The sequence below is a fragment of the Rheinheimera sp. 4Y26 genome (assembly GCF_025245835.1).
In the GTDB taxonomy this organism is placed as follows: Bacteria; Pseudomonadota; Gammaproteobacteria; order Enterobacterales; family Alteromonadaceae; genus Pararheinheimera.
In genome coordinates this window covers 146,927-161,582 of sequence record NZ_JAOBWS010000003.1, presented here as the reverse complement: position 1 = coordinate 161,582, position 14,656 = coordinate 146,927, and the positions used below count along the sequence as shown (strand labels likewise).

Below are 14,656 nucleotides of genomic sequence, written 5' to 3'. Positions count from 1 at the left end.
GAAGTGAAAGGCGCATTGTGAAAGAGGTAGTTCCATGTCTGATCACCGCACTGACGGCGACAAAAGCAGCAAGCTGTTGTATTGCTCCTTTTGCGGCAAATCACAACACGAAGTGCGTAAGTTGATCGCAGGTCCACAGGTATATATCTGTGATGAATGCGTTGACCTATGCAACGACATTATCCGTGAAGAAATTAAAGATATTTCGCCCAAGCGTGATGGCAATAAATTACCAACACCGCGCGAGATCCGTGCTCATCTGGATGATTATGTGATTGGTCAGGACCATGCTAAAAAGGTACTGGCTGTTGCTGTATATAACCACTACAAAAGGCTGCGTAACAGCAGTTCTAAGCAGGATGTCGAGCTTGGCAAAAGTAACATTCTGCTGATTGGCCCGACCGGCAGTGGCAAAACCTTATTAGCAGAAACTTTAGCCCGTTTACTGGATGTGCCTTTTACCATGGCCGACGCCACGACGTTAACCGAAGCCGGTTATGTCGGCGAAGACGTGGAAAACATTATTCAGAAACTGCTGCAAAAATGCGATTACGATGTGGAAAAAGCCCAGCGTGGCATTGTGTACATCGATGAAATTGACAAAATTTCCCGTAAGTCAGAAAACCCGTCCATTACCCGTGATGTGTCTGGTGAAGGTGTGCAGCAGGCGCTGCTGAAGCTGATTGAAGGCACAGTGGCCTCGGTGCCGCCGCAAGGTGGCCGTAAACATCCGCAGCAGGAATTTCTGCAGGTGGATACCTCTAAAATTCTGTTTATCTGTGGTGGTGCTTTTGCAGGCCTGGATAAAATTATTGAGCAGCGCAGTGCCAAAGGCTCCAGTATTGGTTTTGGTGCTGAAGTAAAAGCCAAAGAAGGCACCCGTTCACTGACCGAAAGTTTCCGCGATGTCGAGCCGGAGGACCTGGTTAAATTTGGTTTAATTCCGGAATTTATTGGCCGTCTGCCGGTACTGGCTACCTTAACCGAACTGGATTTAGCTGCTTTAATGCAAATTTTAAGTCAGCCAAAAAATGCGCTGGTTAAACAATTTGCCGCTTTATTCCAGATGGAAAATGTCGAGCTGGAATTCCGCGAAGACGCGCTTAAAGCCATAGCGCAAAAAGCGATGGAGCGTAAAACCGGCGCCCGTGGTCTGCGTTCTATTGTTGAAGGTGTGTTGCTCGATACCATGTATGACTTACCTTCTATGCAGGATGTCAGCAAAGTAGTGATTGACGAAACGGTGATCCGCGGTGAGTCGCAGCCTATTCTGATTTACGAAAATCCGGAAAAAGCCGTGGCTGAATCCCACTAAAAAGCAATTTGCTGTGTAAAGTTTAAAAAGGAGCTTCGGCTCCTTTTTTTCTGCCGTTTAACAACGAGCCCAATGCCGTGATGTTGATTTTTGCTGTTGTTGTCAGAACCTGTAGAGCCGGCTTTTTTGGCGCAGCAGTGACCCTATGCTGGCTTTGCTGCGTAAAAAAGCTCAGTAGCTGGGCAGTTGGCTGAAAACACAGATGTTTTCCATGCTTTTTTTAAACTGTGCATTGAAGTCACAATGAGCGCCCCCATATACTTTGTTAATCACGCCTGCAGTAATTAATTCGAGAGAGACTAAATGACAGAAGCAACAGTCGAACGTTTGCACATGCCGGTTTTGGCGTTACGTGACGTTGTCGTCTATCCCCACATGGTGATCCCATTGTTTGTCGGGCGGGCGAAATCTATTAAATGTCTTGATGCCGCCATGGACAATGAAAAACAAATTTTCCTGGTCGCGCAAAAAGACGCAACGCTGGATGACCCGGCCGAAGCTGATTTGTTCCGCGTTGGTACAGTCGCCACTATTTTACAGTTATTAAAGTTGCCGGATGGCACAGTCAAAGTGCTGGTTGAGGGCGGCCGTCGCGCTCGTCTGGTCGATTTTACCGAAACCGACAATCTGTTTATGGCGAATGTGGAAGTGATTCCAACGCCTGAAATGGACAGCCGTGAACAGGAAGTGTTCCTGCGCTCTGCCGTGAATCAGTTTGAAGGTTATATCAAGCTGAATAAAAAAATCCCGCCTGAAGTTTTAACGGCATTATCTGGTATTGACGATGCAGCGCGTCTGGCCGATACCATGGCGGCGCATATGCCGCTCAAAGTTGAAGACAAACAAAAAGTGCTGGAAATCATCGACGTGACCGAGCGTCTTGAATTTCTGATGGCGATGATGGAAAGCGAAATTGACATTCTGCAGGTCGAGCGTCGCATCCGTGGTCGTGTCAAAAAGCAGATGGAAAAAAGCCAGCGTGAGTATTATCTGAACGAGCAGATGAAAGCCATCCAGCGTGAATTGGGAGAGCTTGACGACACGCCGGACGAGTTTGAAGCCATCAGCCGTAAGATTGAAGCGGCGCAGATGCCGGAAGAAGCTAAAAACAAAGCGACAGCAGAACTCAGTAAACTGAAAATGATGTCGCCAATGTCGGCAGAAGCCACAGTGGTGCGCTCTTATATCGATTGGTTAACTCAGGTGCCATGGAAGCAACGCTCCAAAGTGAAAAAGAACCTGGCGCTGGCCGAAGAAATTCTGAACGCCGACCATTACGGCCTGGATAAAGTCAAAGAACGCATTCTGGAATATCTGGCGGTACAACAGCGGGTCAATAAACTCAAAGGGCCAATTTTGTGTCTGGTTGGCCCACCGGGTGTGGGTAAAACCTCACTGGGTCAGTCTGTCGCCAAAGCAACAGGCCGCAAATATGTGCGGATGGCCTTGGGCGGTGTGCGGGATGAAGCGGAAATCCGTGGTCATCGCCGCACCTATATAGGGTCTATGCCAGGTAAAATCATCCAGAAAATGGCAAAGGTTGGTGTTCGCAACCCGCTGTTTTTACTCGATGAAATTGACAAAATGGCATCAGACTTCCGTGGTGACCCTGCGGCAGCCTTATTGGAAGTGCTGGATCCTGAGCAAAACTCAGCTTTTAGCGACCATTACCTGGAAGTCGATTATGACTTATCAGACGTGATGTTTTTTGCCACCAGTAACAGTCTGAATATTCCGGAAGCTTTATTGGATCGGATGGAAGTGATTCGTTTGTCGGGTTACACCGAAGATGAAAAACTGAATATCGCCAAACAGCATTTGATCAATAAACAAATTGAACGCAACGGCCTGAAAAAAGGCGAGCTGACCATTGAAGATAGCGCCATTATCGGCATTATCCGTTATTACACCCGCGAAGCCGGGGTGCGTAGCTTAGAGCGTGAAATTTCGAAGTTATGCCGCAAAGCCGTCAAACAAATTCTGCTTGGTAAGAGTGGTAAAAAAGTGGTGGTCAATCAGGCTAATCTCGAGGAATTCCTCGGTGTGCAGCGGTTTGATTACGGCAAAGCGGAAGATAGCAACCGTATTGGTCAGGTGACAGGCCTGGCCTGGACTTCAGTGGGCGGCGATTTACTGACCATTGAAGCTGCTGCTGTGGTGGGTAAAGGTAAACTGACTCACACTGGTTCGCTCGGTGATGTGATGAAAGAGTCGATTCAGGCCGCCATGACTGTGGTCAGAAGCCGTGCTGAAACTTTACGCATCAACGAAGACTTTTACGAAAAACGCGATATTCACATCCATGTGCCGGAAGGTGCCACGCCAAAAGATGGTCCAAGTGCAGGTATTGCCATGGTCACAGCATTGGTGTCGGCATTAACAGGCAATCCGGTGCGCGCTGATGTGGCCATGACAGGTGAAATTACCTTGCGGGGTGAAGTGTTACCAATAGGTGGCTTAAAAGAGAAATTATTGGCAGCACATCGGGGTGGTATTAAACGCGTTTTAATCCCTCACGATAACGTTCGGGATTTAAAAGATATTCCGGATAACGTCAAAGGTGATATCGAAATTTGTCCGGTGAAGTGGATTGATGAAGTGCTGGAGTTGGCATTACAGGAACCACCAACGGGTATGTCCGTGTTAAATGTGGAAAAAACCAGCGTAAAAGCTAAAAAAAGCCAAAAAAATGTGGTTTAGGGGCTTTTCAAACGCTCAGGCTGTGCTAATTTAGGGGCAGTTTCGTTGCAGCCCTTGTGTGACAAGGGCTGGCGGGACACCAAGAAATTTTCAAGTCCATTGTATTTGTGCTTGCAAGCGTTTCCGATGCTTGATATAACAAAGCCGACATTACAAGAATGTATTTACAATCTGGTTGTAGAAAATAATAACAATTGAAGGGGATGATATTGTGAACAAGTCTCAACTTATCGACAAAATTGCTGCTGGTGCAGACATTTCTAAAGCGGCAGCGGGTCGTTCTCTTGACGCGTTCATCGAAGCCGTTACTGAAGCTTTAAAGGAAGGTGACTCAGTTGCGCTGGTTGGTTTTGGTACTTTTGCAGTGCGTGAGCGTGCAGCCCGTACTGGCCGTAACCCACAAACTGGCGAGACGATCCAAATCGCTTCTGCGAAGATCCCTTCTTTCAAGCCAGGCAAAGCGTTAAAAGACAGCGTTAACTAAAACCTGAATGCTGTACCGGCGCGCTGGTACAGTAGCTAAGCTAAAAGAACAGTAAGGCTTGTGTTACAAGCTGAAATGATAAGTGAGTTAAAACCTTAGCGCGCATATCGACAGTTCCGTTACAGCTTCTATAAAAAAGGCGCATCTGTTAAGATGCGCCTTTTTTTTAAGCCCGTCATTGCCGTTAGAAGAGATGAAGCAAGCATGTTAGAAAAGATCAGAGAAGGTTCAAAAGGGATTGTTGCTCAGGTCATTCTGGGCCTGGTGATCCTGACATTCGCCGTTTCAGGCGTGAGCAGCTATTTTGCGAACAACAGCGATCAGTCTGTTGCTGTGGTGAATGGCGAAGAAATCAGCCGCGAGAAGTTTGAACAAAGTTATCAGAACGAACGTGCCAGAATGCAGCAACAGTTTGGCGATATGTTTTCTTCGCTGGCTGCTGATCCTGAGTACATGAATAATTTCCGTAATTCAGTGTTAGAGCGTTTAATTGACGAAACCCTGATGAAACAGCAGGCAAACGCGCTTGGATTAAAAATCAGCGACGCCCTGTTGAAAAAAACCATCACTGAAATGACCGAGTTTCAGGTGGACGGTGTATTTAACAACGAACGTTACAATGCGTTGTTACGCCAGAACAACCTGACGCCAAACCAGTTTGGTGACATTCTGCGTGAACAATTTTCCCGCAATCAGCTGATGGTGGGTCTGGCAGGTTCTGAGTTTGCTCTGCCGGGCGAGTTAAAAACGCTGATGACGTTACAACAACAGAACCGTGATATTGAATATGTGACTATTAAAGCCAGTGATTTTGCCGCCAAGGTAGAAATCACCGATGAAAAGCTGAACGAGTATTATCAGCTGAATCAGGCCGCCTATGCCACACCAGAACAGGTTTCATTGCAATATGTCGAGCTGAAAAGCAGCGACCTGGCAAAAGCCATTGAAGTGTCTGAAGCCGATGTCACTGCTTATTACGAAGCCAATAAAGACAGATATCAGACTGAAGAGCGTCGTCGCGTTTCTCACATTCTGCTTGAAGCTGCCGAAGAAGATGCTGCAGTAAAGACCAAAGCTGAAACACTGTTAAAAGACATTCAGGCCGGAGCTGATTTTGCTGCAGTTGCCAAAGCCAATTCGGCGGATACTGTGTCAGCTGAAAACGGTGGTGATCTGGATTTTATCAGCAAAGGTGTGATGGAAGCTGAATTTGAAGCGGCCGCTTATGCGCTGGCAAAAGTAGGTGATGTGAGTCCTGTTGTTAAAACTTCTTTTGGCTATCACATTATCAAACTGACCGAAATTGAAGCTGCACAAGTGAAGCCTCTGGCCGAAGTTCAGGCTGCAATTAAAGAAACAGTGCAAAAAGAAAAAGCTGCTGAGAAGTTTGCTGAATTACAACAAAAGCTGGCTGAAGTCAGTTTTGAAGTGGCGGACAATCTGGATGAAGCTGCAACTGCAGTGAATGGCAAGGTACAAGAGCTGCCATTGTTCTCTCGTGAAACGGCCAAAGCGCCTTTTGCTGTGCCGGCATTCCTGGATAAAGTCTTTAACGAAGAATTTATTGCTTCAGGCACCAACAGTGATGTCATTACATTGAGTGATGATCATGTGGTGGTGGCTCGTCTGGTAGAACATCAGAGTGCCAAAACCAAATCTTTTGACGAAGTAAAGGCTGAAGTAGTTAAAGCTGTGACGGCCGCTGAGAGCAGCAAGCAGGCTAAAGCGAAAGCAGAATCGCTGCTGGCACTGTTTAACGAAGGCAAAGATTTACGTGCTCAGTTAACTGCGGATGGCTTAAAACTGGAAGTGTCGGCTGCCACACCACGTTTTGGCGGTGCTTTAGATGCACAAATCCGTACCAAAGCCTTTGAGCTGGCAAAACCTGTTGAAGCCAAGCCGATGTCGGTTGGGGTTGCGGAGTTGAGCTCTGGTGATGTAGCACTGGTATTAGTGACTAAAGTGACCGAAGTTGCCACCACAGCTGAACCAGCCACTGCTGAGCTGCAGCAGTTTGCACAGCAAATGGGTCAGTCGCATTTTGGCGCCGTACAACAGTCGTTAAAAGCACAGGCAGAAATTGTGCGTAAACTGCCCGCTATGACCAGCGAAGACTTATAAGCTGAAAAGCCATAAGAAGATAAAAAAACCGCCTTTTGGCGGTTTTTTTATCTGTGAAACTAAAGAAGCTTTTCCTGCACAGTTAATATTGCAGGCTGTTGATCAGTTTGCGGCTGTAGTCATGTTGCGGGTTGGCAAATACCTCGTTGGTCGGGCCATAATCCAGGCTTAGCCCCTGATGTAACACCAGTGTCTGATCCGCTATATGGCGGACCAGTCTCAGCTGATTGGTCACCAGCAAATAGGCAAGGCCGGTATTTTGCTGCAACTCCAACAATAAATTGACGATCTGTGCCCGCAGTGATGGGTCCAGTGCCGTCAGCGCTTCATCGAGGATCAGAATTTTCGGATCCAGAATCAACGCCCTGGCCAGCGCCACTCTTTGCAGCTGTCCGCCAGAAAACATATGGGGATAATAGTTACCGTGCTCGTTGAGCAGACCCAATAACTTCAGGGTGTCTGCAATTTTCTGCTCACGCTGCTCTTCACTCAGCACAGTGCTGTATCTTAAAACATCATGCAGAATGTCAGATATTTTCTGATTGGGGTTCAGAGAGCGAGCCGCATCCTGAAAAATATAACGAATTTGATGGTTGGTTTTATGAAAATCCCGACAGTTCACCACCTTACCTGCCAGCGCAATTTCACCGCTGTCGGGTTGTTCAATACCCACCAGCAGTTTTGCCAGTGTACTTTTGCCTGAGCCGGTTTCACCGACCACGGCCAGAGTTTCACCAGCTTTGAGCGTAAAACTGATATCGCTCAGTGCCTGAATGGTTTTATGCCGGAACAAGCCCTGGGCTTTTTGGTAACTTTTACTCAGATGACTGACTTTGATCAGATCACTGCTTGTTGGCATTTCACTCATTGGCATGCTCCAGCATCGGAAAATGGCAACTGTAATAATGGTTTTGTAACCGCTCCAGCACTGGTGTTTTCACACACTCTTTACGTGCATTTGGGCAACGTGGCCCAAGCCGGCAACCAATAGGCAAATGTTGCAGTGTTGGAATACTGCCGTGTAAGGCATAAAGTTGTTGTTTAAATCCAAGCTCAGGCTGAAATTCAGGCACACTTTTAATCAGGGCGTGGGTATAAGGGTGCAATGGATGTTTCAGCAGTGTGGCGGTGTCACCGGCCTCTACCAGCTGACCACAATAGAGCACGCTTAGCGTGTCGGTATTGCGCGCTACGGTTTCAAGCTCGTGGCTTATCAGCAAAATTGAGGTGCCTTTGAGCTGATTAAAACTTGCAAGCAACCGGAACAGATTCGCCTGAGTGGTACTTTCCAGTGCTGTTGTAGGCTCATCGGCAATCAGCAATTTGGGGCTTTTGGCAATCGCCATCGCAATCATGATTTTCTGGCATACGCCTTCGGACAGCTGATATGGGTAGCTGTGAAGTACTGACGCATGGTCGCGGATCCCAACTTTATGCAACAAAGCAATGGCCCTTTTATTACGGGCATAACCACGTTGCCACCAGGACACGCCTTCCAGCTGATGATCAGGAATGGCTTCGGCCAGCTGCTCACCAATAGGGGAGGTTGGATCCATACTGCGGCTTGGTTCCTGATAAATCATCGCAATATCACGGCTGATAATTCGGCGTTGTTCGTCGTAAGATAAACGGAGTAAATCCTGACCACACCAGTGAAAACGATCGGCCGATATTTTCCAGCGTTGATGCAACACGCCCATAATGGCTTTGGCTATCAGGCTCTTACCTGAACCAGACTCGCCAACTAAACCACGGATCTCGCCTTCGCGCAGCGACAGATTCACCCGGTCAACAGCACGTACCAAACCATCCGGAGTTTCGAGCTCCAGCGTTAAATTGCGGATATCCAATAATTGCATCAGTTTTCCCGCCGTTTTTTCATTGCAACCCGCAGGCCGTCCCCAACCAGATTTACCGCCAGCACAGTGACAAATATCAATAAACCGGGCAGGGCAACTGTCCAGGGCGCCAGATAAATAGAGTCGAGGGAATCGGCGATCATTGCCCCCCATTCGGCTGTCGGTGATTGAGCGCCAATGCCAAGAAAGCCAAGCGCCGCTATATCCAGCACTGCGGTGGACAGCGCCATAGTACCCATCAGCACCAGTTGCTCCCAGGTGTTTGGTAAGATCACGGAAAACAGCAGTTGCCGTTGATTGGCACCATCCAGCCGGTAAGCCGTAACATAATCCTGTTTCAGCTGCTGTGCTATGGCGTTGCGCACACCATGAATAAATTGTGGCAGCAGTGCCAGCATAATGGCCCAGATAGTGTTGAGTAACCCAGGCCCCAGCACTGCAACGATAACGATGGCAAGCAATAACGAAGGAATCGTCAGTGCTAAATCTAATAAGTGGTTAAAAATACTCGATTTAACCCCTTTGCTCATACCGGAAAGGGCGCCAAGTACCAGCCCGACCAACAAAGAGCCAAGCACTGCCAGAATAGCCAGACCAAAAGTGTAACTGGCCCCCAGCATCAGTCTCGACATCAGGTCACGGCCCAGGTCGTCTGTGCCCAATGGATAAGACACCAAACCCGAGTCTTGCCAGGAAGGTGGTACCAACAACAGTTGGGAATTCTGCAGATAGGGATCATGAGGCGTTAAAAAGGGCGTCAGCACCGCAAGGGATAACAGGATAATCAGTAACACCAGCCCAAAAAATGCAAAATGCTGCGGCGCAAAATGCTTCCATAATAACTTCAGCGGACCTTTGTTGTGCTCCTCGTAATAGAGCCGGAGTTTTTTCATCTCAGAACTTCCTGGCCAGAGGGTTAAACAGGGTGTGCATAATTTCGGTCAGCATATTGACCAGGATCACCAAAGAAGACACCAGCAACACTCCCCCCTGAATGGCCGGGAAGTTACGTTGATAAATACTGTCGATAAGCCAGCGGCCAATACCAGGCCAGGAGAAAATCACTTCGGTGATCATCGCCAGGGTGATCAGTGTACTAAATTGCAGGCCCACCTGGCGGGTGACCGGTAGCAGCGCGTTGCGAAGACCATGGGTATACAGTACCTGCAGCCTGGTTAAGCCTTTGGCCCGCGCAGTTTTGATATAGTTTTGCTCCAGCACATCCAGCATCGAATCACGGGTAAAACGGATCATCACTGTGGTTGGATAAGTGGCCAGCACCACGGACGGCAGTAACATATGACGGATGGCATCAATGAAGGCTTGCTGCCGGTAACTCTGCTCAGACAATAAAATATCAGGCAACATAAAACCCGTCACAGTCGGAATTTCATACAACACGCCAAGCCGGCCAGAAGTCGGCAACCAGCCAAGGCTGAGTGAAAACACCATAATCAACAGCAAAGCCCACCAGAAAATAGGCACAGAAAAACCAATCAAGGCTAAAGAGGAAATCAGTTTATCCAGCCATTTGTCTTTGCGAACTGCAGCGACAATGCCAAGCGGGATACCCACCAGCAACGACAAAAACAGCGCATAAGCAGCCAGTTCAAGTGTTGCCGGCATCACCAACAACATTTCGGTTAACACGTTTTGCTGGCTGGAAAAAGATAAAGCCCAGTCTCCCTGCAGCAGACGTTGCACAAATAACAGGTACTGCTGCAGATAATTCTGATCAAGCCCGAGCTGACGCGTCAGCATCACTTCATCCGCCGGACTGATATTGCGAAGGCCGGTGAAATTCGACAGTACATCACCCGGGAACAAATAACTGAGGCTAAAGGCAAAAACGGTCAGTGCCACAAACACAAAAGCAAGTAAAAACAATCGCCTGAACAGGTAATGTAGAATCATCAGTGTTTCCCTGCCATTGCAAAATTGACGCCGCCATAAGGGTTAATGGCAACGCCGCTGATATTGCTGCTGCGCACCTGAAACCTTTTAGAATGAGCAATTGGCATCAGTGGCATCTGCTGCGCCTGATATTGTTGTGCCTGCAGATAAAAAGACCGGCGTTCATTCAAATCTGCAGTATTGACCGCTTGTTGCAACAGCGCATCAAAATGTTCATCACACCAGTTGGCCCTGTTGCTACCCGACACTGCCGCAGCACAGCTTAATAATGGCCGTAAGAAGTTATCCGGGTCGGCATTGTCTGCTGACCAGCCAATCAGCACTGAATCGTGCTCAGCTTGCGTGAGTTTGCGCCTGAAAGTGTTCCACTCATAAGAAACAATCCTGGCTTTTACGCCAATCCGGGCCAGATCGGCCTGCATCAGTTCAGCCATTTTTAATGCATTAGGGTTATACAACCTTTGGACCGGCATGGCCCAGATATCCAGACTAAAACCTTTGGCAAAGCCTGCTTCTGCAAGCAATGCTCTGGCTTTTTGTGGGTCGTAACTCTGGGTTAGTTGTGGTTTTTGGTAAGCCCATGAATTAGGTGGTAATAACGAATCAGCCTGTTCGGCCTGACCAAAATAAACCGCCTGCAGAATATTCTGTTTATTCACAGCCAGTGCCAGTGCCTGGCGCACTTTTACATTATTCAGCGGCGGTTTTTGCGTGTTAAATGCCCAGTAACCGACGTTCATGCTGGTTTGTACATCGACCACAAAATCCTGCCGTTTAGATAGTAACTGCAGCTCAGCCAGACGCGGAATTGGCGCCACATCACACTCGTGTGTTAATAATTTGGCCACTCTTTTGGTACTGTCCGGCACTATATCAATCACCAGTTGTTGCAGATTGGAGCCCTGACGCCAGTGCTGTGGATGGCGGTAATAACGGATCAATACATCTTTCTGATAATGCCGGAACAAAAATGGCCCTGTGCCAACAGGGAGATGATCAAGGTCTGGCAGTTTATTTTCTGCCTGAAGTTTAGCGCCGTATTCAGCTGACAACACAGCGGCAAAATCAGTTGCCAGTGTTGATAAAAATGAACTATCCGGTTTATTCAGGCGAAACTCAACTTCGTATGCAGAAATCGCTTTGACTTCGGCCACCAATTGACGCCATTCCATACTGTCAAAATAAGGATATTCAGTGGCCGTCTGGTGAAATGGATGCTCTGGCAACAAAATGCGGTTAAAGGTAAAAACAACATCCTCAGCGTTCAGTGGACGGCTGGGCTTAAAATAATCGGTGTGATGGAAGGCCACGTTTTCCCTAAGCTGAAACCTATAACTCAGGCCATCGCTGCTGATCTGCCAGCTGCTGGCCAAAGCCGGCAGCAGTTCACCGGTTTGGGCGTTAATATCCAACAATCTGTCATACAGATGCTGGCTAATGGCATCAATAGTGGTGCCCGAGGTGACCAGTTGCGGGTTAAAACTTTCCGGTGAGCCCTCAACACAATACACCAGACCCGTACCGCCCGGATTATTACGATCAGGCTGACAAGCATGGGTCAGCAGGGCCGTCAGGCAGACAAAAGTCAGGCGCTGATAAATGTTCATTGTTGGCTGTCTAACAGTTTGTATTTTTTCATATAACCACGCAGCTGATGATAAGTCAGGTTCAGTGCTTCTGCCGTTTTTTTCTGATTGTACTGACAAGCAGCCAGCGCCTGTTTAATGAGCGTCACTTCAAACTGTTCCGACAGCTGTTTAAAGTCCTGGCTTTGTGAAAAATCAATCATATTTTGCGCTGGTACCTGTTCGCGGTTAGGCGGCGGCGCATTATCCATGGATGCCGGCGTTTTGGCTACTGCCACAGTTTCGCTGGCAGTGCTGACTCTGTCATTGGTTCTGACTCTGCTAAGAGGTCTGAACGGCGATTCGAAAGGGTCAAATAAAATCTGATGTACAGGTACATAAGGGTTGTTGCTGCGATAGACACTGCGTTCTACCACGTTTTTTAACTCACGCACATTACCTGGCCAGTCGTAATCGAGCAGCATACGTTTGGCTTTTTCGGTAAAACCGCTGAAAAGCTCAAAATTAAGTTCCCGCGCCATGTTAATAGCAAAATGTTCAGCTAGAAGCAGTATGTCTTCGCGCCGTTCGCGCATCGGTGGCAGGGTGATCACGTCAAAGGCAAGCCGGTCCAGTAAGTCGGCGCGAAACTCGCCACGTTCAGCCATGCCGGGTAAGTCTTCGTTGGTGGCACAAATCAGCCGTACATCGACCTTAATAGGCCTGCTGCCGCCAACCCGCTCAAATTCACCATATTCAATCACCCGCAGCAGTTTTTCCTGCACCAGACCAGGTGTGTTGGCCAGCTCATCCAAAAACAGCGTGCCAAAGTTGGCTCTTTCGAACCGACCCTCATGCCTTTTACTGGCGCCGGTAAAAGCACCGGCCTCATGACCAAATAACTCACTTTCCAATAAGTTTTCATTCAGAGAAGCACAGTTTAGTGTCAGATAAGATTGATCCCAGCGCTGGGATAAATAGTGTAAACGGGCTGCTATCAGCTCTTTACCTGTGCCGCGCTCGCCAATGATTAACACCGGTTTATTCAGTGGTGCTATTTGTGAAACCTGATCCAACACGTTTAGAAAACTGTTGGCTTGCCCAATAAGGTTGTCCTGTTGAAGTGACCTGGCCATATCCCTGCTACTAATTGGTTAAATTTGCTAATTAGTAGTCTATTTCAAAATGCACTTTTTCAGAAGAACTATTGAAAAATAATTAAAACATAATAAAAACAACAAGATAAAAGTTTTTTGCAAGTTGGCAAGAAACCTGAATAAGTAAAAGCGTAAAACACCGACAATTAATGAGGTAACTATCATGGGTATTTTCTCTCGCTTCTCAGACATCGTGAATTCAAACATCAACGCTTTATTAGATAAAGCGGAAGATCCGGAAAAAATGGTGCGCTTAATTATTCAGGAAATGGAAGACACGCTGGTTGAAGTGCGTTCAACCTCAGCCAAAACTATTGCTGAGAAAAAAGAACTGCAACGTGTGGTGAACCGCCTGGAAGAAGAAGTCGCCGACTGGCAGGCAAAAGCTGAACTGGCTTTGTCAAAAAATCGTGATGATTTAGCCCGCTCTGCGCTGATTGAAAAACAAAAAGCAGCAGACCAGGCAACAGCAGTTACAGCAGACATCGCAAATCTGGATGCACATGTCAGCAAATTACAGGACGAAGTGGCACAGCTGCAGGAAAAACTGGCGGATGCCAAAGCCCGGCAGAAATCGATGCTGATGCGTCAAAAAACAGTAGCTTCAAGATTAGAAGTTAAAAAATCGTTAGACAGCAACCGCTTAAACGATGCAATGTATAAGTTCGAGCGTTATGAGCAAAAAATTGACACGCTGGAAGCTCAGGTCGAATCTTACGACTTAGGTAAAAAAACCTTGCGTGATGAATTTGCCGAGCTGGCCGCTCAGGACAAAATTGACTCAGAACTGGCTGCATTAAAAGCAAAACTGAATAACGATAACAACGCCTGATTATCAGGCGTTTGGGAGTCCCAACATGGAAATTAACGAGTTTATTGGTATACCACTGATCCTGTTCATGATCTTTGTGGCGCCAATCTGGGTCATCATGCATTACCGCAGCAAAAACAAAATGTCTGAAGGTTTGTCAGACAGTGAGTTGGCGCAGCTTAATGACCTGTCTGGCAAAGCGGAAAAAATGGCCGACCGCATTAAAACGCTGGAAGCCATTCTGGATGCAGAGTCGCCAAACTGGAGACGTGAGCATGAGCACAGTTAAAAAAGAATTGTTGCGGGATGACCGCAACGGCAAAATCGCCGGCGTCTGCGCCGGTATAGCCGACTACTTCGGCTGGGAGCTGTGGTTAGTGCGGGTGGTGGCTCTGGCGTCTGTGCTCTTAGGGTTTGGCAGTTTTCTACCAGTGTTATATTTTGTCGGCTGGATAGTGCTAGAGAAAAAATCGGTGGCGGAGGCCCGTAAAGGCACACCTCCAGTGCCAAAAGTGGACAGACCGGTTGAAGTAAAAACCCGGATTTGGCAACGGGGTGAAGCGCCAAAACAAGCGCTGAACCATCTGCAGCAGCAGTTTGAACATATTGAGCAAAGGCTGCGTGCCATGGAGCGTTATGTAACATCCAGCAAATACCAGTTAAACCGCGAGTTTAACCGGCTCTGACAGCCACCTTCGGGTGGCTTCCATCTGGCAGTATTTGGAGGGCA

The 14,656-nt window shown here is 47.7% G+C and carries 12 protein-coding genes and 1 pseudogene; 7 read left to right on the top strand and 6 right to left on the bottom strand.

Features of this window, described 5'->3' with window-relative positions; translation table 11 throughout:
* Window positions 1-34: 34 nt before the first annotated feature.
* From clpX to N3Z11_RS06055, 4 genes and pseudogenes are all read left to right on the top strand, one after another.
* A complete protein-coding gene (gene clpX / locus N3Z11_RS06070; protein ID WP_260656262.1) occupies window positions 35-1,315 on the top strand; it encodes an ATP-dependent protease ATP-binding subunit ClpX in 1,281 nt (426 codons plus the stop codon).
* A 303-nt stretch (window positions 1,316-1,618) separates the two neighbouring features.
* Window positions 1,619-3,944, top strand: a pseudogene (gene lon / locus N3Z11_RS06065) (endopeptidase La); the annotation flags it as partial.
* A 282-nt stretch (window positions 3,945-4,226) separates the two neighbouring features.
* Window positions 4,227-4,499 carry a nucleoid-associated protein HU-beta gene (gene hupB, locus N3Z11_RS06060; RefSeq protein ID WP_031565609.1) on the top strand — a complete coding sequence of 91 codons (273 nt, stop codon included), beginning with the start codon at window positions 4,227-4,229 and terminating at the stop codon, window positions 4,497-4,499.
* 204 nt (window positions 4,500-4,703) lie between these two features.
* Window positions 4,704-6,620, top strand: a complete 1,917-nt coding sequence (locus N3Z11_RS06055) for a SurA N-terminal domain-containing protein (RefSeq protein WP_260656260.1) — start codon at window positions 4,704-4,706, stop codon at window positions 6,618-6,620.
* An 82-nt stretch (window positions 6,621-6,702) separates the two neighbouring features.
* Here N3Z11_RS06055 and N3Z11_RS06050 read toward each other — a convergent pair whose 3' ends face one another.
* From N3Z11_RS06050 to pspF, 6 genes are read right to left on the bottom strand one after another with little or no spacing between them, the layout of a single operon-like run.
* Complete coding sequence (locus tag N3Z11_RS06050) at window positions 6,703-7,488, bottom strand: ATP-binding cassette domain-containing protein (RefSeq protein WP_260656259.1); 786 nt, start codon at window positions 7,486-7,488, stop codon at window positions 6,703-6,705.
* Window positions 7,481-8,479 carry an oligopeptide/dipeptide ABC transporter ATP-binding protein gene (locus tag N3Z11_RS06045; RefSeq protein WP_260656258.1) on the bottom strand — a complete coding sequence of 333 codons (999 nt, stop codon included), beginning with the start codon at window positions 8,477-8,479 and terminating at the stop codon, window positions 7,481-7,483. Before N3Z11_RS06045 ends, N3Z11_RS06050 begins: the two co-directional genes overlap by 8 nt.
* Window positions 8,479-9,372: an ABC transporter permease subunit gene (locus N3Z11_RS06040; RefSeq protein ID WP_260656257.1), complete on the bottom strand. Its 894-nt coding sequence runs from the start codon at window positions 9,370-9,372 to the stop codon at window positions 8,479-8,481. Before N3Z11_RS06040 ends, N3Z11_RS06045 begins: the two co-directional genes overlap by 1 nt.
* A 1-nt stretch (window position 9,373) precedes the next feature.
* Complete coding sequence (locus N3Z11_RS06035; RefSeq protein WP_260656256.1) at window positions 9,374-10,393, bottom strand: ABC transporter permease; 1,020 nt, start codon at window positions 10,391-10,393, stop codon at window positions 9,374-9,376.
* A complete protein-coding gene (locus N3Z11_RS06030) occupies window positions 10,393-12,000 on the bottom strand; it encodes an ABC transporter substrate-binding protein (RefSeq protein WP_260656255.1) in 1,608 nt (535 codons plus the stop codon). Before N3Z11_RS06030 ends, N3Z11_RS06035 begins: the two co-directional genes overlap by 1 nt.
* Window positions 11,997-13,094: a phage shock protein operon transcriptional activator gene (pspF, locus tag N3Z11_RS06025; RefSeq protein ID WP_260656254.1), complete on the bottom strand. Its 1,098-nt coding sequence runs from the start codon at window positions 13,092-13,094 to the stop codon at window positions 11,997-11,999. The genes N3Z11_RS06030 and pspF overlap by 4 nt, the downstream gene beginning before the upstream one ends.
* 184 nt (window positions 13,095-13,278) lie before the next feature.
* On the opposite strand from pspF, the gene pspA reads away from it, so the two are divergent.
* Genes pspA through pspC form a run of 3 tightly spaced genes read left to right on the top strand, consistent with a single transcriptional unit; the run spans window position 13,279 to window position 14,612 of the window.
* Window positions 13,279-13,947, top strand: a complete 669-nt coding sequence (gene pspA, locus N3Z11_RS06020) for a phage shock protein PspA (protein WP_260656253.1) — start codon at window positions 13,279-13,281, stop codon at window positions 13,945-13,947.
* Between the two features lie 25 nt (window positions 13,948-13,972).
* Window positions 13,973-14,215: an envelope stress response membrane protein PspB gene (pspB, locus tag N3Z11_RS06015; protein ID WP_260656252.1), complete on the top strand. Its 243-nt coding sequence runs from the start codon at window positions 13,973-13,975 to the stop codon at window positions 14,213-14,215.
* Entirely contained in the window at window positions 14,202-14,612 is a 411-nt protein-coding gene (gene pspC / locus N3Z11_RS06010) for an envelope stress response membrane protein PspC (protein WP_260656251.1), read from the top strand. The genes pspB and pspC overlap by 14 nt, the downstream gene beginning before the upstream one ends.
* Window positions 14,613-14,656: the final 44 nt, after the last annotated feature.

Bases quoted from the DNA above. Each gene is read 5' to 3' on its own strand.
- clpX (WP_260656262.1), top strand. From the start codon at position 35: ATGTCTGATCACCGCACTGACGGCGACAAAAGCAGCAAGCTGTTGTAT.
- N3Z11_RS06055 (WP_260656260.1), top strand. From the start codon at position 4,704: ATGTTAGAAAAGATCAGAGAAGGTTCAAAAGGGATTGTTGCTCAGGTC.
- N3Z11_RS06050 (WP_260656259.1), bottom strand. From the start codon at position 7,488: ATGAGTGAAATGCCAACAAGCAGTGATCTGATCAAAGTCAGTCATCTG.
- N3Z11_RS06045 (WP_260656258.1), bottom strand. From the start codon at position 8,479: ATGCAATTATTGGATATCCGCAATTTAACGCTGGAGCTCGAAACTCCG.
- N3Z11_RS06040 (WP_260656257.1), bottom strand. From the start codon at position 9,372: ATGAAAAAACTCCGGCTCTATTACGAGGAGCACAACAAAGGTCCGCTG.
- N3Z11_RS06035 (WP_260656256.1), bottom strand. From the start codon at position 10,393: ATGATTCTACATTACCTGTTCAGGCGATTGTTTTTACTTGCTTTTGTG.
- N3Z11_RS06030 (WP_260656255.1), bottom strand. From the start codon at position 12,000: ATGAACATTTATCAGCGCCTGACTTTTGTCTGCCTGACGGCCCTGCTG.
- pspF (WP_260656254.1), bottom strand. From the start codon at position 13,094: ATGGCCAGGTCACTTCAACAGGACAACCTTATTGGGCAAGCCAACAGT.
- pspA (WP_260656253.1), top strand. From the start codon at position 13,279: ATGGGTATTTTCTCTCGCTTCTCAGACATCGTGAATTCAAACATCAAC.
- pspB (WP_260656252.1), top strand. From the start codon at position 13,973: ATGGAAATTAACGAGTTTATTGGTATACCACTGATCCTGTTCATGATC.
- pspC (WP_260656251.1), top strand. From the start codon at position 14,202: ATGAGCACAGTTAAAAAAGAATTGTTGCGGGATGACCGCAACGGCAAA.